This window comes from Paenibacillus sp. J22P51, assembly GCF_059692215.1.
The window spans coordinates 435,566-462,434 of the sequence record NZ_JCAUAZ010000004.1 but is presented as its reverse complement, the minus strand read 5'-3'; the positions used below and the strand labels follow the sequence as shown (position 1 = coordinate 462,434).

The window sequence follows — 26,869 nt, the reverse complement described above, 5'->3', positions numbered from 1 at the left end:
TTCTCTCATGCGAGAAAACCAGTTATCCGGTCTTAGCTATCGTTTCCGATAGTTATCCCAGTCTTAAAGGCAGGTTACCTACGTGTTACTCACCCGTCCGCCGCTAGCTTACCCCGAAGGGTAAACCCGCTCGACTTGCATGTATTAGGCACGCCGCCAGCGTTCGTCCTGAGCCAGGATCAAACTCTCCATAATAGCCAATCCCCAGAAAGTGAAGCGAACCTCCGAAGAGAATTCCGAATACTTTCCGTGGGCCCAGCAAGACAATTGCTTGTCCGTATATCTGAAAGCTTAATTGCTCATTTGCGTTGCTAGCGAGATTTTGCAATCTCTTTTTTGAACGATTTCTCGTTCGTGCTTACTCACTCGTTGTTCAGTTTTCAAAGATCAATTTCTTTCAATTACTGCCGTGTTACCGAAGCAGCGAGAAGTAATATACCATGTTCATTTTTCAATTGCAAGCTTTATTTTTAATTTCTTTTTCGTTACCAGCCTGTCTGTCTTGCGGCCGGAGTGATAATATAGCATGGATGGCAAACACATAGCAATGTTTTATTTTTCCAAATTCAAAAATAATTATTTGTTAAACAAGAGCCAAATGTCCAGATGTCACGACACTCACTCTCGATCTCGTTATCCAAGCAATCAGCCCTTTTTACTGCTTGCGGTGTAATGCTTAATTTAGGTCGATCAGTGCCGGTTTTGCTTTCACTTGATGCATAAGAGAAAATGCCATTCGAATTCACAGGAGACGTACTATACAACCGAATTGAGAGCTTTTTACCCTAGACATGGCCTCTTCACTTGGGATGTTACATTAATAGTAATCGGTGTGCCCGCGGTGATTGATTACGTACCAAGTACCGTACTAGCTGGGTGCTTGCCAATAGAAGGGGTTATAATCATACACAGCATATGCTTATTGTCTGGCTTAAATTAAAAAAAGCTGATCCAATGGAACTCGGGATCAACTGCATATTTAAGCAATTTCGTGATTTGAGACGGGCGTTTAGGATTAAATAACCAACCCGCCGTCCACCTCAAGAATGGTACCGTTCACATAGTCGGCATCATCAGAGGCTAAATACAAATAGGCTTTGGCGATGTCCTGCGGCTGGCCAAGACGACGTAAGGGTACCTTCTCCACCATGGCTTGCAGTACCTTTTCTGGAACCTTGGCTACCATGCCGGTTTCAATATATCCCGGTGCGACGGCATTGACGGTAACACCCTTAAAGCCTAGCTCCTTGGCCCAGGTTTTGGTCATCCCGATGACTCCCGCCTTCGTTGCTGCGTAGTTCGTCTGACCGATGTTCCCGTTAACTCCGACAATAGAGGAGGTATTAATGATTTTGCCTTTCCCTTTTTGGACCATGTGCGGCGCTGCATATTTCGTACAGTAAAATACACCGTTCAGGTTCACGTCAATGACTTGATGCCACTGCTCGAGTGTCATTTTACTTAGCATGCTGTCGCGTGTAATGCCAGCGTTGTTGATTAGGATATCCAGCGTGCCGAACTGCTCAACCACGATGCTGACCATCCGCTCCACACTTTCCGCGTCGCTAACGTCGACCTTTACGAAGATCGCCCGCTCCGCACCAGAAGCTTCTCGCAGCTCCTTCAGCACTTCGGCCCCAGCTGTCTCATCGTAATCGGCTATAGCAACGAAGGCGCCTTCCAAGACGAATAACCGAGCTGTCTCACGACCGATCCCGTTAGCCCCTCCGGTAATTAATGCGACCTTATCCTTTAGTCTCATCGTTAAATCTCCTCCACCGTTTGTCTGAGCACTTCTGATTAGTGTCTTTCTGAGCCGAGTAAAAACCGCTCCACCTGCTGAGTTAATGATGGCAAAGCATCCACTAACGGTGAATGGCCGCAGTTCTCCAATACCACGAGCTCGGCGCGCGGGCTTAGATCTTCCATAATCTCGCGTGTCATCGACTCCGGAATGACAAGATCATTTGCCCCCCAAAGGACGAGAACAGGTGCTTCAATCCGCGGCACGTCCCCGCTTCCGGTTGCAGCTTCATTATCAATGCTGCTGATATTGAACGTATTTAAGCCATGATAAATATCAGCCAGATTGCATTGGGTCAAAATATCGTCCACATACTGCTCAAACTGCTCCTCAGCAGGTTTATTCAAGTTATAAACCGAAACATCAAACAACCAGCGCATGAAGGCCCGATCCTGCCGCTCTCCGGCACCAGAAATGAGCTTCGTCCGCGAAAGCGCGCTAATTTCATCAAATGTACGAAGCCGTCTCGTAAGATCAGGATTACCGTCAGCGCCCTCTGCATAAAACGGATATCCGCGCGTAGACATCGAGGAGAGTAATATCAAATGCTCCACCTGCTCCGGGTAATCCGCCGCAAACTTCATGGCAACTCCGCCGCCGGTGGACCAGCCCATCATGGCAAATTTCCTCAGAGAAAGCGCGTCAACAAATTGCTTAACCACGTCTGCATAATCGGGAAGGCCTTGGATGGGTTTATGATACGTAGAAATACCAAATCCAGGAAGATCGATAGCAACAAGATGAAGCTGAGGATCTAGGCTCTCCAGCAATACATCCCAATGCTTGGACGAGTTCATATTCCCGTGAACCAAAAGCAGCGTTGGCCCGGCACCTTCACTTCGTCTCTCACGATAACCGACGGTTTCACCGTTCGGAAGCTCCAAGCTTTTTAATACAACATCAGCCATTTACCCATTCCTCCCTTAACCCCATTGAATAGCCGTAGCGCCCCACGCATAACCGATACCGGCACTCACGAGCATGACACGATCACCGTTTTTAATTTTACCTTGCTCCACGCCCAGCTCTAAACTTAAAATTTGATCAAGCTGACCAACATGACCATAATCCTGCAGATAAACCGATTGCTCCTCTGTCAGCCCTATTTCCTGAAGTACAAAGTCATGAGCCGATTTCTTCATATGCAAAATGGCCAAATAGTCAATGTCGGACAGCTGCCAACCGCTCTTCTCCGCTGCCCTGCGAATCACTTCAACAAAACGTGCCATCGACGTACCGTCGAGACGCTGTTTCATCCCCTCGGGATCCGGCACATCCAAATAAAGTCCCTGTCCCTGACTCAGCAAATTGCTGGTTAACGGCGTCCTCGTCCCGCCAACAGGTACAATGACATCCTCCGCAAAAGCACCGTCGGTTATCAAATGACTGTCCAGCACGACATTGCTTGCGTGCCCTTTACGCAGCAGCATAGCGCCGCCGCCGGCAGCTAAATTAAACATAAACCGCGTTCGCGGGTTCTGATAATCGATAAGATCGACGTTCCGATATCCCCCGGCGAGCAGCACCGTACGGATGGATGCATCCGTCAACATTAAACTTTTTGCCACTTTAAGGGCCATGATCGTGGTTCCACAGCGAAGGGCAGCATCGAACGCCCAAGCGTTCACCGCACCAACTTCGTGTTGCAGCTTGAGTGCGGCTGTCCACACCGGATACTCCTTGTGCTCTTCACCGATATAAATGACCAGATCGATTTCCTTCGGATCGATTTCCGCTTTCCTGATCGCTTCCCGGGCAGCATGGATGCCCATTTCACAGCTGTGGTCATCCGGACCGGGAACACGCTTTTGTCGGATGCCGAGCTTATGCTCCACTACATCTTCGGGAAGCCCAGAAGCCTCGGCAATATCCTTAGCGGTCATAATCGATTGAGGCAGATACATACCTGTACTTAAAATACCTATGCTTTCATTTGAACCACTCATTCCACTTACTCACCCTTTTCTTAATGCCTGCTCGATATAGTCGAATGCTTCCTGCATGGTGCCGACCACAATTTCATCCTGATCCTGCACATGCGTAATGCGAATACGCCAACGACGCTCTTCAGGCAGCTCCTCTTCGCCTATGGAGCTGAATCGGAGTACAAAGGAGCTCACCATATTGGGCTCTAATGCCATTTTTTCTCCACCCGCCTTTCGAGTACTGGAGATCGCCATTTCATCCACCACATCTTGATCGTACCGGCAATACCTAGTGGAAACACCATGACAATAAGGATATATAGTAAGCCGAAGAAAATAATCCAACGGTCAAAGATAGCATACGTCTTGGCGAGGTTCGACAGTCCGTTATGGGCTAGCTCGATAATCGCTGAGCCGATGAGACCGCCGTACAGCGTGCCTACCCCACCGATAATCGTCATCAGCAGTGCGTCTAAAGTTATATCCGTAGCGAACACAGACGTATTTACAAAACGCAGCGTCACTGCATACATGGATCCTGCTAGTGCAGCCACCATACCGGCAACGACACTGGCAATCACCTTGTAGTGCACAAGATTAAAACCTAGCGAGCGTGTCCGCTGCTCATTCTCGCGGATCGCTTGCAGCACACGACCAAGTGGTGATACCGTGAAACGGCGCATCAGAAAGAACACAATAATCAGCACCGCAAGAGCAAGCCAATAAAAAGTGCGCCGGTCCATTAGGAGGTCAGGGATTGAGAAGGTAAAGCCCTCCCCGCCTTTCGTGAGCGTACGCCATTTCTCTGCAGCTACTTGAAACAAGCCTGCAAAGGCGAGCGTGAGCATCGCGTAATAGTGGCTTTTTAACCGAAGCGACAGCATCCCAACCAAATAACTGATGACAGCTGCAACCAAGAGGCCAATAAGAACGGCTAGCAGCAGTACCCCGATGGAATGGCCGTAATTATGCATCATAATACCGACGGCATAGGCCCCAATACCAAAAAACATGGCATGACCGAAAGATACAATTCCCGTGTAGCCCAGCAAAAGATCATAACTGATAGCAAATATCCCGAAAATAAAAATTTTCGTTACGAGGATCATCGCACTGCGCGAGTCGTTGATGAGCGGGTACAAGGCTAAAACAATACATAGCAGCCCGTATACAGAAATAGAGCCGGAAAAGCGTTTATTAAGTAGCGTTAGCATCCTCTCACCCTTTCGATCCGAGCAGACCGGATGGCTTGACCAAAAGCACAAGGACCATCAGCAGCATATTGACAGCAAGTGACAAGTCAGGAACATAATAAGCCATTAATGACCCTGTCAGCCCTACGATAACGGAAGCAAGTGCTGAGCCGTTAATATTTCCCATTCCACCAATAACAACGACGATAAACGCGAGAATCGCGAACTGCATGCCCATCTCTGCAAACACAATTCCAGAGTATGGTGCGAGCAGTACGCCCCCAAGGGCAGCCATCGCCGCTCCCAGCATGAATACCGCTGTAAACACGCGATGAATAGGAATGCCAAGAGCCTGCACCATTTCTTTGTTCTGTACACCGGCACGTACAATGAGACCGAGCCTCGTACGGTTCATCAGCAGTTGAAGTCCTAGCAGTACAAGGAAACCTACGCCAATAATAAATAACCTATATTTGATAAAAATGACGCCGCCTAAGCTCCAGCTGCCGTCAAGTAGCTTCGGTACAGGAGCAGCGATTGGATTTGGCCCCCACACGACCTTTAACAGCTCACTTAAGACAAGCATAACGCCGAGCGTGACGAGAATTTGCTGAACATGGTTGCCATACACAGGTCGAATGACGATACGTTCCATCACGAGGCCGAGAACAAGACCGGTGACGATCGCCCCGATGATAGCCAGTATAAAGCTGCCCGTGCGAGCAAATAACCAGACTCCGGAATAAGCTCCCCATGCAAATAAACCGCCATGTCCAAAATTAAGAACATCCATCAGTCCGAAAATCAAGGTTAGTCCAGCCGCCAGCAGGAATACGAGCATGCCGGTTGCGAGACCGTTAACGAGCAAGTTTGTTATTGTAGCCATAAGGATACGGCCTCCTCTGTAATGGGTCCCCAAAAAGTGTCCGGATAACACAGGTAAAGCCATCCTTGCTTCTTTGGGGTGGGATTTTAGGCAATCCCCAGAAACCGTTTGCGGGTTTCCGGGTCTTCCCTGAGCTCCTTCATCCGCCCGCCCAGGACGATTCGGCCTTCATCCACGATATAGTAGCGGTCCCCGATTCGGCTGGCCATGAAAAAGTTTTGCTCGACCAGGAGTACCGTCGTTTTCTTCTTTATTTGTTCGATTGACTGCATTAGCTTCTCAACCACGATGGGCGCAAGCCCCTTACTCGGCTCGTCAATCAAAAGCAGCTCATTCTCGCCGACATAAGCTCTAGCAATTGCCAGCATCTGTTTCTGCCCGCCGCTAAGATGACCGCTTTTGCGTTGCCAGAACGTCCGCAGGTCAGGAAAAAGCTCTAAAATCCATTCTTGGCGCTGCATCGCCGCGTCGTGTTGGACCCGCATCGCAACCTTCATATTCTCTTGGACGGTCAAATCAGCGAAAATGCCCTGATCTTCCGGCACATAGCCGATCCCCTTTCGGGCGATTGCGTACGTAGGCAATTTCTCAATACGTTCTCCCTTGAAGGTAATGCTGCCTTGGGAAATCGAATTTAAACCCATGATCGATCGGAGTGTTGTCGTCTTGCCGGCACCGTTACGCCCCAATAATACGGTAATCTCCCCCGGCGTTACTTCCAGTGTAATGCCTTGTAAAATGTGATACTGACCAATAAAAGTTTGGATGCCTTCGACTTTAAGAAGCGTCATCGTAAAAGCCCCCTAAGTAAGCGGATTGGACCAATTCATTGTTCATGATCTCTTGCGGTGAACCGTCCGCAAGCAGTTTGCCGTTAAACAGAACCGTCAACGAATCGGATAGATCGAGGACCATTTCCATCTTGTGCTCAATCAGTACAATCGAGCGATCGCCACGTTCTTTGATGCCGCGTATGACTTCTAAGATCGCAGGCACCTCTTCCATGGAAATGCCGGCTGTCGGCTCATCAAGCAGCAGCAGTTCAGCATTCAGAGCAAGCAGCATTGCAATCTCTAGCTTGCGCTTTTCTCCATGTGCCAGCATGCGTGCCGACGTGCCAGCCACATCGGACAACAACACGGTATGCAGCAGCTCTTTGGCTTCTTCTTCAAGACGACGGTAAGCACTGAAATGGCGGAAAAAGTTGTACCGAATGCCTTCTCGAGACTGGACGGCTAACCGGACATTTTCCAAAGCTGTCAGATTCGGAAATACGTTCGTAATTTGAAAGGACCGCCCGATGCCTAGCCGGGTTCTCGCATGCGGAGATAGCTGAGTCACATCCTCCCCGTTGAACCACACCGTTCCCCGGGTTGGCTTCAGCTCGCCGCTCAGTAAATTGAAAAAGGTCGTCTTCCCCGCTCCATTCGGCCCAATAATGGATTTAAAATGCCGGGGTGGCACCATAAGGTCCACCCCGTTCACCGCCGTATGTCCGCCGAACGCGATCGTCAGATCACGGGTTTCGAGAATCGGCTTCATTCGCACTCGCCCCTTGCTGGTTATCCTTATTTTTTATTACGAATCGGCGGAGCCGTTTCATCCATCTTCATTTCACGCAAAAGCTCAGGTACCGGATAATCGAAGCCATCTTTTTTTACCAGCTTGATCGCGTACATTGACTGCAGGGCCTGATGATCCTCTGCGCGGAACTTCATCGTTCCCTTTGGTGTTTCGAAGGACATGCCTTCCATCGCTTTGATGATCGTGTCGCTATTCATGTCGAAGCCTGCCTTCTTCACAGCTTCGGCAATAGCGAGCGCAGCGGACATGCCGCCCGGCGTAAACAGATCCGGAACTTCGTTGTTAAAACGCTTCTTGTTTTCATCGATCAACCATTTATTGATCTCATTATTAGGAAGCGTGTTGTAGTAGACGGAGAATCCTTCCATGCCGACTAGATCATTCATGGTTTTAAGCGCTACGATGTCGGGTGCTCCCGTGGAAATCTTGATGCCGCTAGCTTGTACTTTCATGTCCTGCAGCTGCTTCCATGGCGAGTTGGCGCCTGCCCACACAACGAACAGGTAGTCCGGCTTCGCTTCTAAGATTTTCTGAATGTTTGGTGTAAAATCAGTCGCTGTTGCACCTGGATATTGCTCCGTTACGAAGTTTGCGCCCAGCTTAACTGCCGCTTCCTTAAACGCCGCAATGCCATCTCGGCCGAAAGCGCTGTCCGGAGCAAGTGTAGCGATCTTCACGCCCGGCTTCGCAATGGCTGCTGCACCTGCCACAGCGTCCTGCGAGGAGTTGCGTCCTGTGCGGAAGATATATTTATTCCAGCTGGCTCCTGTAATACTGTCTGCCACCGCAGGTTCAACGACCATGACCTTCTTATACTCCAGCGCAAGAGGCAGAACAGCCAACGTATCGCCTGAACTGGATGATCCGACAAGGAAATCCACCTTATCCTTTTCAAGCAATTTTGTCGCTTTCTGTACCGCGACGTCCGGCTTCGTTTCCGTATCTTCTACAATGATTTGAATCGGGTGGCCATCGAGTACTTTCGTCCCTTTGGTTACGTAGTCTATTCCCATTTCAAACCCGCGAGTGGTCTGCTTCCCATAGCTTTCTAGTGCGCCTGTCATCGAAGCCAGTACCCCGATTTTGATAGGCGTTTTATTTGCGGGAGCGCTTTCAACTGGAGCTTTTGTAGCTGCCGTTGTTGCGGCTGCTGACGGTGACGCTGAGTTATTGCTGTTCGTTGTACTCGAGCATGCAGATGATAGAAGCAGTATGGTTGTTATCAGCGCTACACTTCCGCTGCGTCCCCATTTTTTTGTTGGCATGAAGAGAATCCCCCTCTTAGTTTAGAATGACTTCATCATAATCGGGTAGGGTTACAAATCAGTTACATCGAATTCCGACAACTGTTTATACAACTCCTGCGTAGCAGGCATTGGTTCAATCCCCATCTCTTCTACTAGAGCATGCTGGCATTTGTGATACCATCTAGCCGCCTGTCGGCGGTTCCCAAGCCTGAGGTGACACTGCATGAGGAGACGGTACGCCTCTTCCCAGCAGGAATCCTTCTGGACGATTGCTTCACACCAGTGGATGGCGCGATCATAGGATTCCGCTTTCAGCTGCAGTCGAGCCAGCCGCTCTGCTCCGCGCAGATAAAGCACCAACAATCGTTCACGCTCTTCAATGCACCAATCTTCGTAACGGCGGTCGGGCATATAGTCACCCTTGTACAGCTCAAGCCCTTTTTCTAATAGCGCCATGGCTTTAGCCGGATCCGAGTCCTCCAGGCCGCCTTTAAGGAACGCTTCGAATTCGATGGTGTCCAGCTCAAAGCCGGACGCCAGGTTGAGCCCATACGACGACCCATGCCGTTGGATAAAAAAAGGATTTGTACGAACACGCCGATGCGGCTCTAGCGCTGTATTGAGCGCGTTTAGCATCACTTTGAAATCCCGAGCAGCGGATTTGTCGTCGGACTGCGGGTATAAATGTGCTAGAATCGCTTCCTTGGGAAGCAACTGCTGGCGCTTCACAACTAGCAGCTGGAATAGCTCTTTGGCTTTCCCGCGCTGCCAATCCTTCTCTTCGAGTTCCCGGTCACCCAGCCTTACGCGGAAGCCTCCCAGTGTTTCGATGTGAAGGGTGTATCCCGGATGGTACGTCATATGCTCCATCCCCATACTCGTCAGCAGATGGGTGACATACCCGCTCTCGATCCTTTGCTTCTGCGCTTCAATGAGCAGCGGCGCCAAATGTTGTACATCCCTCGGGCCGAATAACGTACGTCTCTCGATAAGTGCATCGTACTCTCCGCCTTGCAGCATCTGGAGAAAGCGTTCCATCACATCGTGGAAGCGCTCATCCTGTTCGGTGCGGTAAGCAAGCATCGCTTGCCACAACAGCGCAATCGTCAGACCGTAACTATCGCCGCATAGCATGAACCGATCGTGACATTCCATGAACACCGTTGCCGCTTCCTCCCAGCGGTAAGCATAGAAAGAAGCAATCCCGCGGGATATGCGGATATAGGACGATAACCACTCATCGTTCACCTTCTCTGTCTCGGCTAGCGCCTCTTCGCCGAACTGAGCGGCAAGCTCGAAGGCTCCTTCACGGCCGTAGAGCAGGGCGAGACCCATGAGCGGCTCTGCCTTGCCGCGCGACACATCGAGCTGTTCCATCATTTCCTGGGCAGCGCGATAACATTTCACGGCAACAGTAGGATCATATTTCTGTAAAAGCTGCGCCGCATGGCCCATGCGCATCCAGCCGACAGCTTCCACGAAAGGAGCATGCAGTCGAATTCCGACCATCATTCCGGCTTCGGCCAATTGTTTCGCGACTTCCGGTTGACCTTGCATGGACGCAATAAGAGAAAGCAGCAGTTCAATCTCTCGGTGTGAGCGGGGAAGCTGAGAAGCAACAGATCTGCTTCGCTGCTGTACAATTCGTTCGGCCAATCGCTTAGCTTGCTTCAAGCGCCCCGTACGTAAATGCATCCGCGCTTCCAACCAGTCTTCATGGAAATCCGTGAGGTAGCGCCGACATTTATTAAACCAATCTTCGGCTTCCACCGCGCGCCCAGAGTTTATTAAATTTTCCGCCATCAGCCCATATAGGCGTACGCGGTGAGTATCCTCGGCATGGGCCGAAGCCTCAAGCAGATCAATAGAGCGTTCCAGCAGCTTTTGTGCTCTCCCGGGCTGGATGGTATCGAGATAAACGCGAACCTGCCCCTCAAGTGCCAGGGACTGGCCAATCGGGTCTGATGCTGCAGCTGCCAGCTTCTCCGCTTGTGCATAACAGCTCATGGCTTGCTCGTACATGCAGCGGTAGCGGTGAACGTCCCCTTCATAAATCCATAGCACAGCCCTCGCATTCTTCTCGGCTATCGGTGTTCGCCGGATGCGATCCATCAATGCTTCCAATTGGCCCGTTTCCATCAGCGTACGGCCGTGCATCTCCAGCATACGGGCCGCTTCTCCAGGATCGCCCGCCGCAGCGAACAGATTCATCGCTTGGCCGTACTGACCGGTCGCAGCCAAATACGCCGCAGCCAAATGAGCGAACCGGACGTATTCCGTATGCATTTTTTTAAATTGTCCCTGCAAAAAGTCCCGAAATAACGAATGATATCGAAATAATCCGTCTCCCTGATGCGTTAAAAACAGGCTTTGGCTGCATAGTTTGGCAAGAAGCTGATAAGAATCATCCCGCTCTAGGATTTGGTTGCAGGCATCAGCTGTGAGCTCCTCCAGCAAACTGGTTTGCAGCATAAACCACCCTATATCCGGTGTCTGCTTCTGAAACACTTCTAGGGCCAAAAAACGGAATAAATCATCCATAGTCTCGGCTTCGTCCGCCAATAAGGCTTTGACACCGCTACCAGTTAAAAGTAAGCGCTGCCATATTAGCTGAATGGCAATTGCCCAGCCTTCGGTCCTGCGATATATGAGCTGCGCCTCTTCAGGCTGCAGTGGGTAGTCATAGTAATCCGTAAAAAGCACCTCGATCTCTTCTTCGGAAAACACGAGGTCTTGCTCAGTAATCTCCAGCAGATCACCGTGGACTTTCATCGCTGCGAGCAGCTCCCAATCTGGACGGTTACGGCTTAATAAAACCATATGGATCCCCATAGGGATATGTTTCAAGGCGTATTGCATAAAAGCATCTACACCTTCGCAGTGCTGAATGAGGTGATAGTCATCCAGTACAAGCGTAAGCTCACCAGGTATCGTCGCAAGTTCATTCAGGAAAGCATCGAATAGTCGATGTAATTCTGTATCGCGTACATAATACTCACCCTGAGCCAACAGATTCAACAGCTCTTCCCCAAATGCGGGAAATTGCCCGCGAACGGCATGTGCGATGTAGGTTAGAAACAAATACAGATCATCGTCATGCTCGCTGATGCTGTACCAACAATAAGGGGATGACATCTCACGCATAAATGAGGCGACAGCCGTGCTTTTCCCATAACCCGGGCCGGAATGGACTAAGGTTAAAGGATGATCGTTCAGCCGCTTTAGTTTCTTGGTAAGAGCGGATCGTTTCAACATATGCGACTTTACCCTATGCGGAGTCAACTTCGTCTTGAGCACGATGCTTGTCTTCATCACCGCACCCCTTTCCCCTAAAGTCATGATTCGTTTCCATATTGTAACATAGTTGCTATTATTCGACTCTTATCAATTTTACCTACCGCTGTTTTCGGTAGTTCCACCATAAACAGAACTCTTTTAGGTACCTTATATCTACCGATGGAAGCAGAGCAGTATGCAATCAATTCGTCCTGCGTTACGGTACAGCCTTCAGCCATTACAACTGCTGCGGAGACAGCTTCTCCCCATTTCTCATCGGGAACTCCAACGACAGCTGCGTCACTAATGGCTGGATGCTGCCGGAGCTGATGCTCGACCTCAAGCGGGTAGACGTTCTCTCCACCGCTGATAATCATGTCTTTTTTGCGACCAATAATATAGTAAAAGCCATCGATGTCCCGTTTGCCGAGATCTCCCGTTTTTAGCCATCCGTCTGGACTCAACACTTCAACCGTTGCTTCCGGACGATTCCAGTAGGAGTGAAAGACATGTCCGCCACGCAGCCAAATCTCGCCTACCTCACCGATAGATACCTCACAACCCTCATCATCAGCCAGCAAGACGTCATTGTAAAGCATTGGGCGCCCTACGGAGCCACGCTTCTGCACTGCGTCCTGAGGGTCGATATAAAAGTTATTTGGACCAGCCTCGGTTAACCCATAACCCTCCTTGAAGGAGAGCCCCTTCGCCTCGAAGGCTTGATATACAGGAAGCGGGCAAGGAGCCCCCCCTGAGAGGAACGTATGCATTGTTGGAAATACCGCGTCTGTAAATGCGGGTAATTGTATCAGCATATGGTACATCGTAGGGACAAGCAGCGCGATCGTGCACTTCTCTCGGTTGAGCAGCTCTAACGTATGATCAGCATCGAATTGCCCAACAACGACAACGGTTCCCCCCGCATGCAAAACCGGCAGCGACAATGCGTTCAGCCCGCCGGTATGAAACATCGGCATATAGGTTGGTGTCACATCGCTTGCAGTCAAATTCCATGTGACTACGGTGTTCGCCGCATTCCAAAAAATAGACCGGTGACTAAGGACTACACCCTTCGGTTTGCCTGTGGTTCCCCCCGTATAAATCATCACATAGGGATCTTCAGGATTTACATCCATCGCTAAGTGATGGGTGATATCCTTCCCCTGGTCGTCTTCCTTTGTGCCGGCTTCGATATCCAGCGTCGCCGCAATGAATTCAAACGGCGCGTCATCTGATTTATCGAGAGGTAGAACCGCCATTGCTTGAGAAACCTGAAGTTCAGCGGCTAATGCGGCAAATCGGCTGTGAACGCCTAACACCTTGGGCGTGCAATCATCCAAAATACTGGCGAGTTCAGGAGGGGCTAAGCGCCAATTAAGCGGAACAAGCACTGCGCCGAGCAAACGGCATGCAAATAGCCATTCAAAATAAGCAACATGATTGGGAGCAAGCAGCGCGAGTCGATCTCCACGACAAATACCATGGGTTTGAAGCTTTACGGCCAGCCTTTTCACCATGGTGTTCAATTCGCTGTACGTAAAGCGCTCTCCCGTTTCTCCTTCAACTACTGCAATATGGTCTGGTGTAAGGAGGCAGCGTTTCTCCCACCAATTAACAATGTATTCTACCATGATGACATTCCTCCTGCTTGCTGCGTATGCAGCACCTTAACCTGTTTACTCTAAGTAAACAGGTTAAGGGTTACAAACGAGTTACACAGCTGCTGCCGCTAAACTTTTGTTCCAAGTTGTCTTGCGGTTTTATCCTCGCTCCACCAACATCGCAACGCCTTGTCCGCCGCCAATACATAACGCAGCCACACCCAGCTTGCCATCTCTCTTCTCCAGCTCATGCAGCAGCGTAACCAGAATGCGCGCTCCGCTTGCTCCAATCGGGTGTCCAAGGGCAATCGATCCGCCATTAACATTTAATTTCTCTTGGTCAACACCTAACTCCCGACCAACGGCTAAAGACTGCGAAGCAAAAGCTTCATTCAGCTCAAATAAATCAACACTGTCTAAGGAAACCCCTGTTTTACTGAGAAGTTTACGGACGGCATCAACAGGCCCCATGCCCATCATAGATGGATCTAAGGCTGCATTCGCATATCCCTTGATTCGAGCTAAAGGCTTTAACCCAAGCTCATTAGCTTTATCTGCAGACATGACAACCAGAGCTGCGGCTCCGTCATTAATGCCCGAAGCGTTACCAGCTGTAACCGTGCCTTCTTTTTTGAAAGCTGGACGAAGCTTGCCAAGCAACTCAGCCGTCGTACCTGCACGTGGAAACTCATCCTGCGCGAATAACACCGGATCACCTTTTCTTTGCGGGATGGCTACCGGCACAATTTCATCCTTGAATCTACTCGATGCGATGGCTTGTTTTGCCTTCTGCTGGCTCCACACAGCAAATTCATCCTGTTCTGTACGTGTAAGACGATGATGCTCCGCGATATTCTCAGCCGTAATTCCCATATGGATATCACACATTGCGCACCATAATCCATCCCGAATCATGGAATCCACCATAGTACTATCGCCCAATCGCAAGCCCGTACGTGCACCTGGCAGGAGGTAAGGGGCTTGTGTCATATTTTCCATACCGCCCGCTACTACGATCTCCGCATCTCCAAGGCTTACTGACTGTGCAGCAAGCATGACGGACTTCAGGCCTGAGCCGCACACTTTGTTAATCGTCAAGGCAGGAACGAATTGCGAATACCCCGCCTTGATCCAAGCCTGCCTGGCTGGGTTCTGCCCAAGCCCGGCCTGAAGTACGTTACCCATAATGACTTCATCTACTTGACTGTCAGTCAGATTAGCTCTCCTCAGAGCCTCTTGGATGACCGTACTGCCGAGCTGAGGAGCAGATATATCCGCCAGCGCGCCTTGAAAGCTGCCAATAGCTGTACGGACTGCACTAACAATAACCACTTCTCTATTCATAACGATCCCCTTTGCTCATCTGTAGATCACTTTGTAGAAGAGGGCTAATCGTAAATTGCGCCTCGGTATTGGCAACAACCTCTTCCATCGTAGCTCCCGGCTGAATGCTGGTTAACATCATGCCGCTTTCTGTAAAATCAAAAACAGCTAAATCCGTGATCAGACGATTCACCACACCTTTGCCTGTCAGAGGCAGGGTGCATGCCTTTTTAACCTTAGACTCCCCTGATTTATTCACATGCTCCATGATGACAATGATCCGTTTGGCACCATTGACCAAGTCCATAGCGCCGCCCATCCCCTTTACCATTTTCCCGGGAATCATCCAGTTGGCAAGGTCACCATTCTCCGCTACCTCCATACCGCCAAGAATCGCCAAATCAATATGGCCGCCTCGGATCATAGCGAACGATTCTGCGCTGTCAAAAAAAGAAGCGCCCGCCACAGCCGTTACCGTTTCCTTTCCCGCATTAATCAAATCTGGATCTTCTTCCCCCACATAAGGGTAGGCGCCGATGCCCAAAAGCCCATTTTCCGATTGCAGCATTACCGTCATTTCCGGGGGAATATAATTGGCGACCATCGTAGGCAGGCCAATGCCTAAATTCACATACATGCCCTCTTTAATTTCCTCAACGGCGCACTTTATTATGGTTAAACGGTCATTTTTCATACCGACACCTCCTTACTGCGAACTGTCAGACGCTCGATCCGTTTTTCATAGGACGCACCCTTCACAATCCGCTGTACATAAATACCTGGCGTATGAATTTCGTCCGGATTCAGTTCACCTAACTGTACAATTTCTTCTACCTCAACGATCGTCACTTTCCCGGCTGTTGCAGCCAGCGGATTAAAGTTACGCGAGGTTTTGCGGAAAACGAGATTACCAAGTGGGTCAGCTTTCCACGCTTTGATTAAGGCAAAATCGCCAACAATCCCTTTTTCCAGCAGGTAGGTACGTCCATCAAATACTTTGTGCTCTTTGCCTTCTGCAACCAAAGTGCCTACGCCTGAAGCTGTATAAAACCCTGGAATACCCGCACCGCCAGCGCGAATTCTCTCGGCAAGCGTTCCTTGAGGAACCAGCTCCACCTCGAGCTCCCCGCTTAAGAATTGCTGCTCAAATGTTTTGTTCTCACCCACGTAAGAGGAAATCATTTTCTTAATTTGTTTGTTGGCTAGCAGAAGTCCAAGGCCACAATCATCAACCCCGCAATTGTTACTAACTACACATAAATCTTTGGTTCCTTGCGCTCTAAGCGCCGCAATCAAATTCTCTGGAATTCCGCAAAGCCCAAAACCGCCAACGATTAACATGGCTCCGTCGCGTATATCCGCTACAGCTTCTTCTATAGAAGAACATATTTTGCTCATGCTGATTCATCTCCTCTTCCTATCCCTAGGTTGATTATCTGTCTCTACTGTGCCGTGTATCCGCCGTCGATTAACAGTGACGCTCCCGTTACACCGCGCAATTTATCACTAGCAATTAACATCGCGTAATCAGCAATTTCCTCTACTGCCAGAAGGCGTCTTTGTGGAACCAATGGGTAAATGACTTCTTCCAGAACACTTTCCAGAGGAACATTGCGTGTTTTGGCTAAATCCTGCAGCTGCCCTCTCACAAGAGGTGTATCTACATAACCCGGACATAGTGCGTTCACCGTAATGCCGTGGGCAGCACCTTCGAGTGCCGCTACCTTCGTTAAGCCAATCAATCCATGCTTCGCGCTGTTATAGGCAGCTTTGCCTGCAAATCCAATGACACCGTTGATCGAAGCCATATTAATGATCCGGCCAAAACCTTGATCCTTCATTATCGGGAAAGCATGCTTGATGCCGATAAAAGCACCTGTCAGCATAACCTGGAGCATGAAATTGAACTTCTCCACGGGGAATTCTTCGATGGGAGCCACGTGCTGCAGCCCCGCATTATTCACGAGAATGTCTAACCGCTGATACGTTTGAACGACGGTTTCAATCGCTTGGGCGAATTGCGGCTCCTGTGTAACATCGCATGTAATTCCTATGGCTTCATAGCCTTCTTGCTGTAAGTTATGCGCAGCCAGATTCGCTTGCTCCCCATTAATGTCGGAAATGACCACCTTGGCTCCCTCTCGTGCATAAGTGCGAGCGATCTCAAGACCGATACCGCTAGCAGCTCCCGTAATCAAAGCGACTCTATTTTCCAAGAATCTTGTCATTGCGCTTACCTCCAGCTTTCACTTTTAAAAAATCGATAATAGAATTGCGAGCGCTAATACAGTTACTGTTTTGATAACCGTAATGGCAAAGATATCCTTGTAGGATTGTCGATGTGTAAGTCCTGTAATAGCAAGGAGCGTAATGACGGCACCATTATGAGGAAGTGTATCCATTCCTCCTGATGCCATAGAAGCAATTCTGTGTAATAGCTCCGGACTAATTCCTGCTGCGTTTGCTGCTTCTAAATATTGTTTACCCATGACCTCTAAAGCGATGGACAGACCTCCAGATGCGGACCCTGTTACACCCGCCAAGACATTCACAGAAATAGCTTCAGAAATAAGCGGATGAGAACTTAAGCCTAAAATCCAACCCTGAATAGCTTTGAAGCCTGGCAATGTTTTCACCACATTACCGAAGCCTACTTCTGACGCTGTGTTGAAAATAGCTAGCAGCGCTCCCATCGCCGCAGCCGTTAAGCCTGCCGCCAATTTGCTATGTACAACGCGTGCATTAATACAAATCGCAGATAGAATCCCGATGAGCAGGGCCACGATCAATGCCCAGGATGACGAAACTGTTTTCACATTCGCGATATTAAACGTTTTCAAAAGTTCTGCAGAGTACCAGTTGTTTACCGTCAAGAAGCCTCTGCTAAGCAAATAGTTAAATACCAAAACCAGTACAAGCGGGATGATCGACACCCAAAGTTTCGGATATTTCTGATCGTCTAAAATTTCAGGCTCATTCTTATGTCCTTGACCATAACCTTCACCCGCAGCTTCCGCTTGCTTCCGCCGGCGCTCCAACCAGAACAGCCCTAACCCAAATACGAGCAGACCGCCGATAATACCAAGGATTGGAGCTGCATAGGAATCTGTTCCGAAATAGGTTGTAGGTATAATGTTCTGAATTTGCGGCGTACCTGGAAGCGCATCCATGGTGAAAGTGAAAGCACCCAAGGCGATCGTACCAGGTATCAATCTCTTCGGAATATTCGCTTCACGGAAGATCGACACCGCGAAGGGATATACTGCAAACGCTACCACGAATAATGAAACACCACCATACGTCAGGATGCCGCAGGCAAGAACAACAGAAAGCATGGCTCTTTTGGATCCCAGTGCTTTCACTAATGATTGGGCAATAGACGATGCCGCACCGTTCAATTCCATGACCTTACCAAACACGGCGCCTAACAAGAAAATAGGGAAAAAGTTCTTCACATAATTGGCTGCATTTAACATATACACTTCTGTATAGCTCGGCATTAAGGCAATACCCGAGATCAATACGGCCAGCAAGGTGAAAATAGGCGCGAACACGATAACAGGGTAACCTCTGTAAGCAAAAAACATCAGAAGGCCTAGGGATAATACAATCGCTACGATTTCAATAAACATAGTTCGGTCTCCTTTATGATCACATCTAAAGCGCTTTCACATTATGGAATTGTGACGAAATTGGTAACGTTCCATTTAGTTCTAGTTTACATGCAGATTCGCAAGAGGTAAAATTCATATTTGGAATCACATTGATGAAAAAAAGCTATAGGTCGGGGATGATCCTTTGGATTTACGCCAGTTACATTACCTGCTTGAGATTGCAAAACATTTGAACTTTACCAAAGCCGCTGAAGCCCTGCACCTTACCCAACCAACCCTCAGTAAAATGGTGAAAAATATAGAAGAGGAGCTTGGCGCCACTTTATTTGACCGTTCTGGGAAGTATGTTCAATTGACAGACTCGGGACAGGCCGCCGTACAGCAGATTCAAATCATCGTGCAGGCTGTCCATGACCTTCATCTCGTACTAGATGATGTGGCTAACCTAAAAAAAGGAACCATTACCATCGGGTTGCCCCCGGTAGTCGGCTCCGTTTTCTTTACGCGTGTCATAGCGAAGTTCCAAACGATACATCCAAGTATACACTTTCAAATTGTCGAAGATGGCGCTAAAAATGTGGAAGGCCTTGTACATAACCGTAAGGTGGATCTTGGTGTTGTCGTAGGACCTGTGGACATTTCTAACTTTGAAACCATGCCTTTTATCTATCAAAAATTAGCTCTGATTATCCATCGTGAACATCCACTAGCTAAGCAATCGAGCGTGTCCCTCTTGCAGCTTAGAAATGAACCCTTCATCTTGTTTCCAAGCGGCTATGCAGTCAGAAATCATGTGATTCATGCCTGTCGAACCGTTGGATTCGACCCCTCCATTGTTTATGAAAGCTCGCAGTGGGACCTTTTGGCCGAAATGGTTGCATCGAATGCAGGCATATCCATCATTCCTGAGACCATTTGCAATAAAATTACCTGTCCTGAGGTACTCACTTTGCCTCTAACGGAGCCCTCTATTCCTTGGAATTTAGTTATCATTTGGCCTAAGGATCACTATGTATCTTATGCCATGCGTGAGTTTCTTACGTTCAGCCAGCAGCTTTCGGCGAATGAGCCTTAAACGATGAAAAAACCACCCCCAAGTAGCTCATCTACTTGGGGGCAGCCCTATATGGCAATACTCCAATAACATATAGGAATATTGCCACATTCTACTTAGAACATTACATATACGCTTGCTTCATTTATTTCTTAAAAGTTGCGTACCAATCGTTTACTTCTTTATAGCTTGTGTCTCCGCCTGAGGATTTGAATTTTGCTTGGAAGGCTTCGATTCCCGTCATAAGTTCAGCACCAAAGATTAGCTTCGTTGTGTAGTCTCCAACCATCGTGTTCAATTGTGCATTATTCTTCGAGAACTCAGGTAAGTAAGGAGCAAAACCTAACGGATCTGGGATTCTAGTATTCGCTGGTTGAAGGGTATTCAAGAAGTTCCAACCATCGAATAAACGCATATCTTTACGTACACGTGCTTGCCAATAAGTCGGGTAGAGTTTATCGTCTGTTCCCATCAAGAAGTTATTAGCTTGATTCCGCTCGTCTGTAAAGATTGGTTGAATCGGCGTATAAGCACCATCTTTTAACGTGAAATGCTTATTTTCCTCACCAATTGCCATCGTTCTGAAGGTATTTTTCTCAAGCTTGGCGTTCATCCATTTGATCGCATCTTCAGGATGTTTGGAAGCTTTAGGGATAAAAGTGATACGGTCGAAACCTTGTGAAGCACCTAGACCAATTTTACCGTCTTTTCCTTTTAATGCTGGAATATAGTTAGCTTTAGCTGTAGGAATATTCTTGGTCAACGCATCCATAATCGTAGGGATATCAGCCCAATGAATCATAATCATGCCTGCTTTTCCGCTTGTGAATTTCTCTTTAGCTGTAGCATCTTTATTAGCTGCAAACTCTTTATCGAGCAAGCCCTGTTTGAATAGATCAGCAGTAAAGTTCACATAGTCTTTGTATCCTGGATCTAGAATTCGAGGGGTTAACTTGCCGTTCAAATCATTCCAAATATTCGGTATTCCGAACGCCCCGATAATATTAGGAATAAGCGGAGCATCTCCTTTTACTGTAAATGGAATGTTTTTATCTCCGTTTCCTCCAGGATCTTTCTCTTTGAAGGCTTTAAGAACAGCAACAAGCTCGTCTGTCGTTGTTGGCGCTTTCATTCCTACTTTATCAAGCCAATCTTGACGAATGAACAGACTCTCGCCTACTGTTGGGATCGTTGTAGTTGGTAACGCGTAAATTTTCCCGTCTACTTTTGCTGCTTCGAAGGCAGCAGGAGCTATCGCTGCTTTAATATTAGGTCCATATTTGTCAATCAGCGGACCTAAATCCGTTAAAGCACCTTTTTTCGCATAATCGGCATATAACGCTTTGAAGTCTGTTCCACCGACAGTTGTAACGGCATCATAGGGTTCACCGGAAGCAATTAATATGTTCAACTTGTCTTGCGGCTTGTCCTGTGGCAGCATATCATATTGCACTTTATACTCTGTTGCTTGTTCCAAGAATTTCGCTACCGGATATGTGTTATAGTCATCCTTTTGCCAAATTTGAAGCGATTTCAATTCTGGCTTTGGACCAGCTGATGCTGTTGCTACTGGAGCCGTTGTGTTGGCTGCAGCTGGAGCTGCACTGCTTTTTGTGTCAGTACCATTCGAACATGCGACGAGAGAAGTTACAGATAAGCTTGCTGCAACCGTTAGCATCATCATATTTTTGTGTTTTTTGAACATGTGTGAACCTCCCTAGTAATTATGTTTAATATATCATTAAACCCTTGATGTTAGCATCAAGGGCATTAATGCAAATTCACCCTTTTACTGATCCAATAAGTACGCCTTTGACAAAATGCTTTTGCAAATACGGATACACAAGCAACATCGGGATGATCGAAGCAATAACGGTTGCAGCCCGAATACCCTCCGGTGATACGTTCATCATATCGTCAACACTTTTGTTCACAGCACTAGAGCTGTCTGCATCCATCACAATATCACGCAAGTAGAGCTGCAACGGCTTAAGACCGGCGTCATTGATGTAAAGCATCGGATTGAAAAAGTCATTCCAGAAGTAGACCGCATAGAAAAGAGCAATTGTCGCAATAACTGGAACACTTAGAGGAATAACAATTCGAAATAGAATCGTAAAATTACGAGCACCATCCATTTTGGCGGATTCTTCAAGTGCCTCAGGCAAGGATTCATAATAACTTTTGATAACTAACATATTGAACACACTAATCAATGCAGGCAGCATTAGCGACCATAAGCTATTGATTAAATGCAGTTTCTTCATCAGTAAGTAATTCGGAATAATTCCGCCATTGAACATCATTGTGAAAATAAATAGAACCATAATAATAGAAATACCTGGAAGATGCCTTTTGGACAATGGAAACGCGGTTAGTACCGTTACTACAATCGCAAGTACCGTACCTACAACTGTAATTAGTAGAGATATCCCGATCGAGTGAAGGAACTGACTAGAGGACACTACATATTTCATCGTATCTAGCTGGAAGCCGACAGGGAAAATCCCTACTTTTCCGGATACAACAGCTGATTCGTCACTTATTGCTTTGGATAAAATATTTGCTAATGGCAGCAATGTCGCTAAGCCGCAGAGCAGTAGAACGAGATAGATACAGATGTCAAAAGTCCAATCGCTAAGTGTTTTTTTATGCATGTTCTACACCTCCTACCATATGCTTCGCTTAATCAGCTTTTTACTAAGTTCATTACCGCCAACGATGAGAATAAAGCCAACAAGAGAGTTGAACAACCCGACCGCTGTACTAAAGCTGTAATCCTGTTGACCAAGCCCCTGACGATAAACGAACGTACCGATTACATCGCCGGAAGAATAGACGACTGAATTGTACATTGTCAGAATCTGTTCCGTTCCCGCTTCAAGTAGGTATCCCATGCGTAAAATTAAGATCAGCACGATCGTCGGTATAATACCTGGCAACGTAATGTGGAGCATTTGTCTAATTCGGCCTGCACCATCGATAGAAGCAGCTTCATACTGTTCCTGCTCAATTCCTGCAATGGCTGCGATAAAGATAATGGCGTTCCAGCCTGATTCTTTCCAACCTGCTGTAAATACGACTACACTTCGGAAGAAGTGATTGTCCAAGAAGAAGGAAATCGGCGTACCACCGAACCACTCAATTACATTGTTTACTAGACCGCCTGATGGAGACAGGATATTAATAAATAACCCGGATATGATGACCCATGATAAGAAATGCGGGAGAAAGATAATCGTTTGAATTGTCTTCTTGAAGAACGCCTTCCGAACCTCATTTAGGAACAGCGCAATGATGATCGGTATCGGGAAAAGAAGCACAATTTTGTAAATACTGATCAACAACGTATTTACGAAAACCTGATAAAACTCCTCCGAATGAATGAGCTTCTCGAATTGATCCAGCCCCACCCACTTACTTCCTGTAAAACCATCGAATATATTGAAGTCTTGAAATGCGATGATAATCCCATACATAGGTGCATATTTGAATAAAAACAGAAATAATATCCCCGGCACTAATAATAGGTATAAATCATAATTGGTGATAATCAGCTTCCATCTGCCAGTACCTTTTGTCTTGGGCTTGACGTGAGCTGTTTTTTGTTCAAGCTCTGTTAGGCTAACACTCATGAATGGCTCACCTCCGTGTTCTTATAGGATAATTATATAGGTCACCAGAGGCGACTTGTAGATGGTAATATTTCTGTTTCTGGTGCAATCTTATGGTATTTAACAAAAAAAGCCGACCTCACTTAAGAGGCGGCTTGTCTTATGACGATGCTATAAATACGTTGAGATCATTATTGATAAGTTGCTTGCTTATAAATGACAACATTCTGATCGCTCAGCGCGCTATGAAGCGCAACGATCGAAACGTCCTGTACGGAGCACGCGTCGTCCGTCGCAATGGAAGCCGCAATACCTGCAGCTTGCCCCAGCGCGTAACAAGTCGCTTGTACGCGCATGGAGGACATCGCCACATGCGTCGCCGAAATCGATCTTCCCGCTACCAGCAGGTTATCCAGCTGCTCAGTCACCATGCATCGGTAAGGAATGTCATAGCCATCTACCTTGCGCTCATCTGTCGTTTTCTTGCCATCAGGACTATGGATGTCGATTTCGTAGTTCGTTTGTGCAACCACGTCAGCAAAGCGAGTTCCACGCACAACGTCTTGCTCCGTTAGTGTATAGAGACCTTGAATTTGATTCGTTTCCCGGACGCCGACTTGATTTGGGACATGCGAGAGCGCGTAAGTTGCAAATCCGTTCCGCTGTAAGTAATTGACGACGGAAAACACCTGTCTCAATGCCTCAGTTTCCGCAAAGTTGACGTCTTCGATTTTAGCCCCATTGCCTTTGACACGCGTCATATTCACAAGCAGTGTGCCCTCATTGTTCTGTTCCCAATATAACCGACGCCCTTGGGGTAAATCCGATATCTCTTCGTAGTGATAACAGCCTTCAGGCAAAATTTGCTTCACTGGCTGGCCTGTATTTTGCATCATAAACATCAAGGTCATTGGCTGGGTCATGCCGTCTTCATCTCTTCCCGACGTGTAGGGTACCCCCGCATCTAGTGCGGCTCTTGCGTCTCCCGTACAGTCGATGAACTGCTTGCCTTCGAAAGCTTTCAATCCTTCACGCGTCGATACGATGACTGCCTTCACGCGTCTGTCTTCCTTCACAGTGCCGATAAACTCCGCATGATAGATAACCTGTACCCATTCCTTCTTCATTTTCTCGTTTAAATATTGTCTCAGCACGAAAGGCGAATATTGCGGGGCAATCGACACGTCGTGATCCTTTGGCAAATGATCAGCCAGTACTTCCGCAATCATCTCCCGGTAAATCCCGGTTACATTGCCAATCGGCATAAAAATACTAACGTTTCCGAGCGTCCCCATGCCGCCCAATTGGCCCGATTTTTCCAATAAAATGACTTTCTTCCCTAATCTCGCCGCGCTAATGGCAGCCGCCGTTCCGGCTGGCCCCCCGCCAATGACAACGACATCTGCCGAATCGTACGTTTCGATCTGTCTCTGAAAATCATAAGTTTGGGATTGCTGGTTACTCATTGTCATCCTTCTTTCGTTTCTGTATTTATCAAGCAATTACATCCCAACCTCTTGCTGCTTCGCCCAAGCTTTGAAAAATTTCTCTCGCTCTTCAATCTCCACATCCGCAACCTGTCGGACATAATCCAGATCCTCACCGAACAATTCGGGCGTCCACTTGCGACCGAAGGCAGCATGCGTCACTTCGTCGGCCCAGTCGTAATCCTGGAACCGCGCCATCAACGGGTGTTTGGCATCGTCACGGCAGAACTCGTACTCGGCGATTTTGCCGGGACGCTTCATCGCCTTTTCCTCAAAACCAATGCTCAATAGCGCATATCGCTGAGCGGGTAGCTTTCCGATAATTGGATCATAGCCGCCTACATATTGCCGCAACGACATCCAATCCACCCCTTCTGCCTCGAGCGCCGCCTGACCAAACAACGCATGCCGCACTTCGTCCCACAGATGCCGGGCCAAATCCTGGTAAAACTCCCATGGCATAAGCTTCAGGTCATAAATGACGCTCGCCAGATTTTCCACAGCAGACATTTCCTCTTGTCTGGCCTTCATCATTTCGATCAATCGGATTTTCACTGGATCATCAGGCAGGTTCGGTATGGCAGTACGTCCCATTGCAGGTGGTCCCATCCTTTTCGCATCCCGTACGGCCTGTTTCGGCATCTCATAGACTTTGCCGGACCGCCATCTGGCGGGGACATGCGTGGAGGTGCCCTGCTCACCGCTAATGCCTCCGGCTGCCTCTAAATAGCCCGTGATTCTGCTTTCGAATTCCACCGCCAGCTCCAAGGATTCCCCTTCTCGCTGCAACGCTTGAATCATGCCTTCCCCCCACTCGATCTGTTCGCGCAAATCGGAGGAAAGAGCTTTTAGCAGGCGAACCGTCGGATAATCGACAAGCTGCTGGGTATCCGTCATATGTTGCGTATACGCTTTCAGTAAAGCTGGTTTCATCACCCTGTACACACCGACAAGCAGCTCCAGATCGCTCTCCGCATGTATTAACTCTTCAAAAAGCAAAGTAAGTGTTACGTTCGGCTCTTTTTGCAAAAGCATGGGAGAAGTTCTCAATTCTAGAATTCGACGACGGAGGGAACCCGCCGCCTCTGCGTCCTCATAAAGATGCTTGCCTAGCGCTGCCTTAAGATGCCAGTGGGCTCTCGCTGGAAGCTGTCCAGCTGCTAGACGGAACAACTGCTCATGGATATACCTGTATCTTCGCAACACCTTCGAATTCTGCTCTACACTGTAAACTCCAGTACCGAAAGGATTTGAAATGCCTGCATACGAGATCATAATGGCCTCCCTGAGTTTGAAGTAGTATGGTATATGGCACCATTATAGGTGGAGAAAGCGTCATTTGGCTTTATCAAAAAACGCAATAAATTTATCAAAACGTCTTTTTCATTGTTCATGTCTCATATGACTTGGCGGACATCCGAAGCGGAGTTTATACATTTTTGAAAAATGATGCACACTCGAAAACCCACAACTGTCGGCAATGCTTTGAAGCGACATCGAGGTGCCTCGTAACAAGTCAGTCGCATAATTAAGCCTCAGCTTAAGCAAATATTGATGGGGTGCAATACCGAATTGATTTCGGAATATCATGGAGAAATAAGAGCGGGACATAAACGCTTTACGGGCCATTTCTTCCACAGAAAGCGGCTCCGACAGCCGATACTGCATGTAAGCAGGCACCCAATGTAAGGAGGTTGAGCTTTTGTGTTCAGAGCTGTCTAGAGACGTATATTCTTTAAATAATTCCAGTATGATTTCTGCTGCATGCACATGTGCTTGAAGTAGATCGAGTACATTTTTTCGGTTCCAGTGCTCGATGATTTGCTGAAAGACATTTGCCATCCACTCGTTTCTGGAAGACTTAAAAACAACAGGCACAGCAATATCCGCAAAAGTCGCTAGGTTAGGCTGCATATTTGCCAATACAGGGTTAGGGCCAAGCTCAACCGGCACAATCATTGGCGGCCGCTCCAGCTCCCCACATCCAGACGGGAGCAGCCCGAAGTGGAGCGCCAAGATTGTCAAAGGCGACGCCGATTCGATCTGATGCAGAATACCAGGTTGAATAAAACTGAACTGCCCGGGCTTCAAAATATGCCTATTCGCTTCAATAGATAATTCTGCTGAACCATCTTGCACGTAAAGCAGCAAATAATCAGTAATGATTCTCGCGTGCGTATTCCACTGTTTAAAATGCAACTGATCGGCGTAAATAATGTGCGGTCTCAAATCTTGATTAAGGATTGATTCAGCTACCAATT

The 26,869-nt window shown here is 48.0% G+C and carries 23 protein-coding genes and 1 rRNA gene; 1 reads left to right on the top strand and 23 read right to left on the bottom strand.

Translation table 11 applies throughout. The features are described from left to right. From AC58QC_RS12890 to AC58QC_RS12810, 17 genes are all read right to left on the bottom strand, one after another. Nucleotides 1–195: ribosomal RNA gene (locus AC58QC_RS12890) — 16S ribosomal RNA — on the bottom strand; the annotation flags it as partial. A gap of 820 nt (nucleotides 196–1,015) precedes the next feature. After that, entirely contained in the window at nucleotides 1,016–1,762 is a 747-nt protein-coding gene (fabG, locus tag AC58QC_RS12885) for a 3-oxoacyl-ACP reductase FabG (RefSeq protein ID WP_497415543.1), read from the bottom strand. Between the two features lie 38 nt (nucleotides 1,763–1,800). After that, complete coding sequence (gene phaZ / locus AC58QC_RS12880) at nucleotides 1,801–2,712, bottom strand: intracellular short-chain-length polyhydroxyalkanoate depolymerase (RefSeq protein WP_497415542.1); 912 nt, start codon at nucleotides 2,710–2,712, stop codon at nucleotides 1,801–1,803. Between the two features lie 15 nt (nucleotides 2,713–2,727). Then, complete coding sequence (locus AC58QC_RS12875) at nucleotides 2,728–3,750, bottom strand: 3-oxoacyl-ACP synthase (RefSeq protein WP_497415541.1); 1,023 nt, start codon at nucleotides 3,748–3,750, stop codon at nucleotides 2,728–2,730. Nucleotides 3,751–3,759: 9 nt separating this feature from the next. Continuing rightward, entirely contained in the window at nucleotides 3,760–3,945 is a 186-nt protein-coding gene (locus AC58QC_RS12870; protein WP_497415540.1) for a hypothetical protein, read from the bottom strand. After that, nucleotides 3,936–4,943, bottom strand: a complete 1,008-nt coding sequence (locus tag AC58QC_RS12865) for a branched-chain amino acid ABC transporter permease (RefSeq protein WP_497415539.1) — start codon at nucleotides 4,941–4,943, stop codon at nucleotides 3,936–3,938. Before AC58QC_RS12865 ends, AC58QC_RS12870 begins: the two co-directional genes overlap by 10 nt. 4 nt (nucleotides 4,944–4,947) lie before the next feature. Continuing rightward, nucleotides 4,948–5,808, bottom strand: a complete 861-nt coding sequence (locus AC58QC_RS12860) for a branched-chain amino acid ABC transporter permease (protein WP_497415538.1) — start codon at nucleotides 5,806–5,808, stop codon at nucleotides 4,948–4,950. Nucleotides 5,809–5,894: 86 nt separating this feature from the next. Then, on the bottom strand, nucleotides 5,895–6,599 hold the full coding sequence (locus tag AC58QC_RS12855) for an ABC transporter ATP-binding protein (RefSeq protein ID WP_497415537.1): 705 nt from the start codon (nucleotides 6,597–6,599) through the stop codon (nucleotides 5,895–5,897). Further along, nucleotides 6,586–7,350 carry an ABC transporter ATP-binding protein gene (locus AC58QC_RS12850; protein WP_497415536.1) on the bottom strand — a complete coding sequence of 255 codons (765 nt, stop codon included), beginning with the start codon at nucleotides 7,348–7,350 and terminating at the stop codon, nucleotides 6,586–6,588. The genes AC58QC_RS12855 and AC58QC_RS12850 overlap by 14 nt, the downstream gene beginning before the upstream one ends. Before the next feature lie 26 nt (nucleotides 7,351–7,376). Then, nucleotides 7,377–8,657: a substrate-binding domain-containing protein gene (locus tag AC58QC_RS12845; protein ID WP_497415535.1), complete on the bottom strand. Its 1,281-nt coding sequence runs from the start codon at nucleotides 8,655–8,657 to the stop codon at nucleotides 7,377–7,379. A gap of 51 nt (nucleotides 8,658–8,708) precedes the next feature. Next, complete coding sequence (locus tag AC58QC_RS12840) at nucleotides 8,709–11,951, bottom strand: ATP-binding protein (protein WP_497415534.1); 3,243 nt, start codon at nucleotides 11,949–11,951, stop codon at nucleotides 8,709–8,711. A 23-nt stretch (nucleotides 11,952–11,974) separates the two neighbouring features. Beyond that, nucleotides 11,975–13,546 (bottom strand): acyl-CoA synthetase, encoded by a 1,572-nt coding sequence (locus tag AC58QC_RS12835; RefSeq protein WP_497415533.1) that lies wholly within the window; start codon nucleotides 13,544–13,546, stop codon nucleotides 11,975–11,977. 129 nt (nucleotides 13,547–13,675) lie between these two features. Then, nucleotides 13,676–14,860 (bottom strand): acetyl-CoA C-acetyltransferase, encoded by a 1,185-nt coding sequence (locus tag AC58QC_RS12830; RefSeq protein WP_497415532.1) that lies wholly within the window; start codon nucleotides 14,858–14,860, stop codon nucleotides 13,676–13,678. Next, nucleotides 14,853–15,533: a 3-oxoacid CoA-transferase subunit B gene (locus AC58QC_RS12825; RefSeq protein WP_497415531.1), complete on the bottom strand. Its 681-nt coding sequence runs from the start codon at nucleotides 15,531–15,533 to the stop codon at nucleotides 14,853–14,855. The genes AC58QC_RS12830 and AC58QC_RS12825 overlap by 8 nt, the downstream gene beginning before the upstream one ends. Further along, nucleotides 15,530–16,237 carry a CoA transferase subunit A gene (locus AC58QC_RS12820; protein WP_497415530.1) on the bottom strand — a complete coding sequence of 236 codons (708 nt, stop codon included), beginning with the start codon at nucleotides 16,235–16,237 and terminating at the stop codon, nucleotides 15,530–15,532. The genes AC58QC_RS12825 and AC58QC_RS12820 overlap by 4 nt, the downstream gene beginning before the upstream one ends. Before the next feature lie 44 nt (nucleotides 16,238–16,281). Further along, nucleotides 16,282–17,067, bottom strand: coding sequence for a 3-hydroxybutyrate dehydrogenase (locus AC58QC_RS12815; RefSeq protein WP_497415529.1), 786 nt, complete (start codon nucleotides 17,065–17,067; stop codon nucleotides 16,282–16,284). Between the two features lie 24 nt (nucleotides 17,068–17,091). Then, complete coding sequence (locus tag AC58QC_RS12810; RefSeq protein WP_497415528.1) at nucleotides 17,092–18,471, bottom strand: GntP family permease; 1,380 nt, start codon at nucleotides 18,469–18,471, stop codon at nucleotides 17,092–17,094. Between the two features lie 166 nt (nucleotides 18,472–18,637). Here AC58QC_RS12810 and AC58QC_RS12805 point away from each other — a divergent pair, with 166 nt between their 5' ends. Next, a complete protein-coding gene (locus tag AC58QC_RS12805) occupies nucleotides 18,638–19,528 on the top strand; it encodes a LysR family transcriptional regulator (protein ID WP_497415527.1) in 891 nt (296 codons plus the stop codon). Nucleotides 19,529–19,652: 124 nt separating this feature from the next. Here the strand turns inward: AC58QC_RS12805 and AC58QC_RS12800 are convergent, their stop codons facing one another. The 6 genes from AC58QC_RS12800 to AC58QC_RS12775 form a co-directional block, all read right to left on the bottom strand. Next, nucleotides 19,653–21,212, bottom strand: coding sequence for an extracellular solute-binding protein (locus AC58QC_RS12800; RefSeq protein WP_497415526.1), 1,560 nt, complete (start codon nucleotides 21,210–21,212; stop codon nucleotides 19,653–19,655). Between the two features lie 76 nt (nucleotides 21,213–21,288). Continuing rightward, nucleotides 21,289–22,164 carry a carbohydrate ABC transporter permease gene (locus AC58QC_RS12795; RefSeq protein WP_497415525.1) on the bottom strand — a complete coding sequence of 292 codons (876 nt, stop codon included), beginning with the start codon at nucleotides 22,162–22,164 and terminating at the stop codon, nucleotides 21,289–21,291. A 12-nt stretch (nucleotides 22,165–22,176) separates the two neighbouring features. After that, entirely contained in the window at nucleotides 22,177–23,142 is a 966-nt protein-coding gene (locus tag AC58QC_RS12790) for an ABC transporter permease (RefSeq protein ID WP_497415524.1), read from the bottom strand. A 170-nt stretch (nucleotides 23,143–23,312) separates the two neighbouring features. Continuing rightward, nucleotides 23,313–24,587, bottom strand: coding sequence for an FAD-dependent oxidoreductase (locus AC58QC_RS12785; protein WP_497415523.1), 1,275 nt, complete (start codon nucleotides 24,585–24,587; stop codon nucleotides 23,313–23,315). Nucleotides 24,588–24,623: 36 nt separating this feature from the next. Further along, nucleotides 24,624–25,883: a hypothetical protein gene (locus AC58QC_RS12780; protein ID WP_497415522.1), complete on the bottom strand. Its 1,260-nt coding sequence runs from the start codon at nucleotides 25,881–25,883 to the stop codon at nucleotides 24,624–24,626. A 108-nt stretch (nucleotides 25,884–25,991) separates the two neighbouring features. After that, on the bottom strand, nucleotides 25,992–26,867 hold the full coding sequence (locus AC58QC_RS12775; protein WP_497415521.1) for a helix-turn-helix domain-containing protein: 876 nt from the start codon (nucleotides 26,865–26,867) through the stop codon (nucleotides 25,992–25,994). Nucleotides 26,868–26,869: the final 2 nt, after the last annotated feature.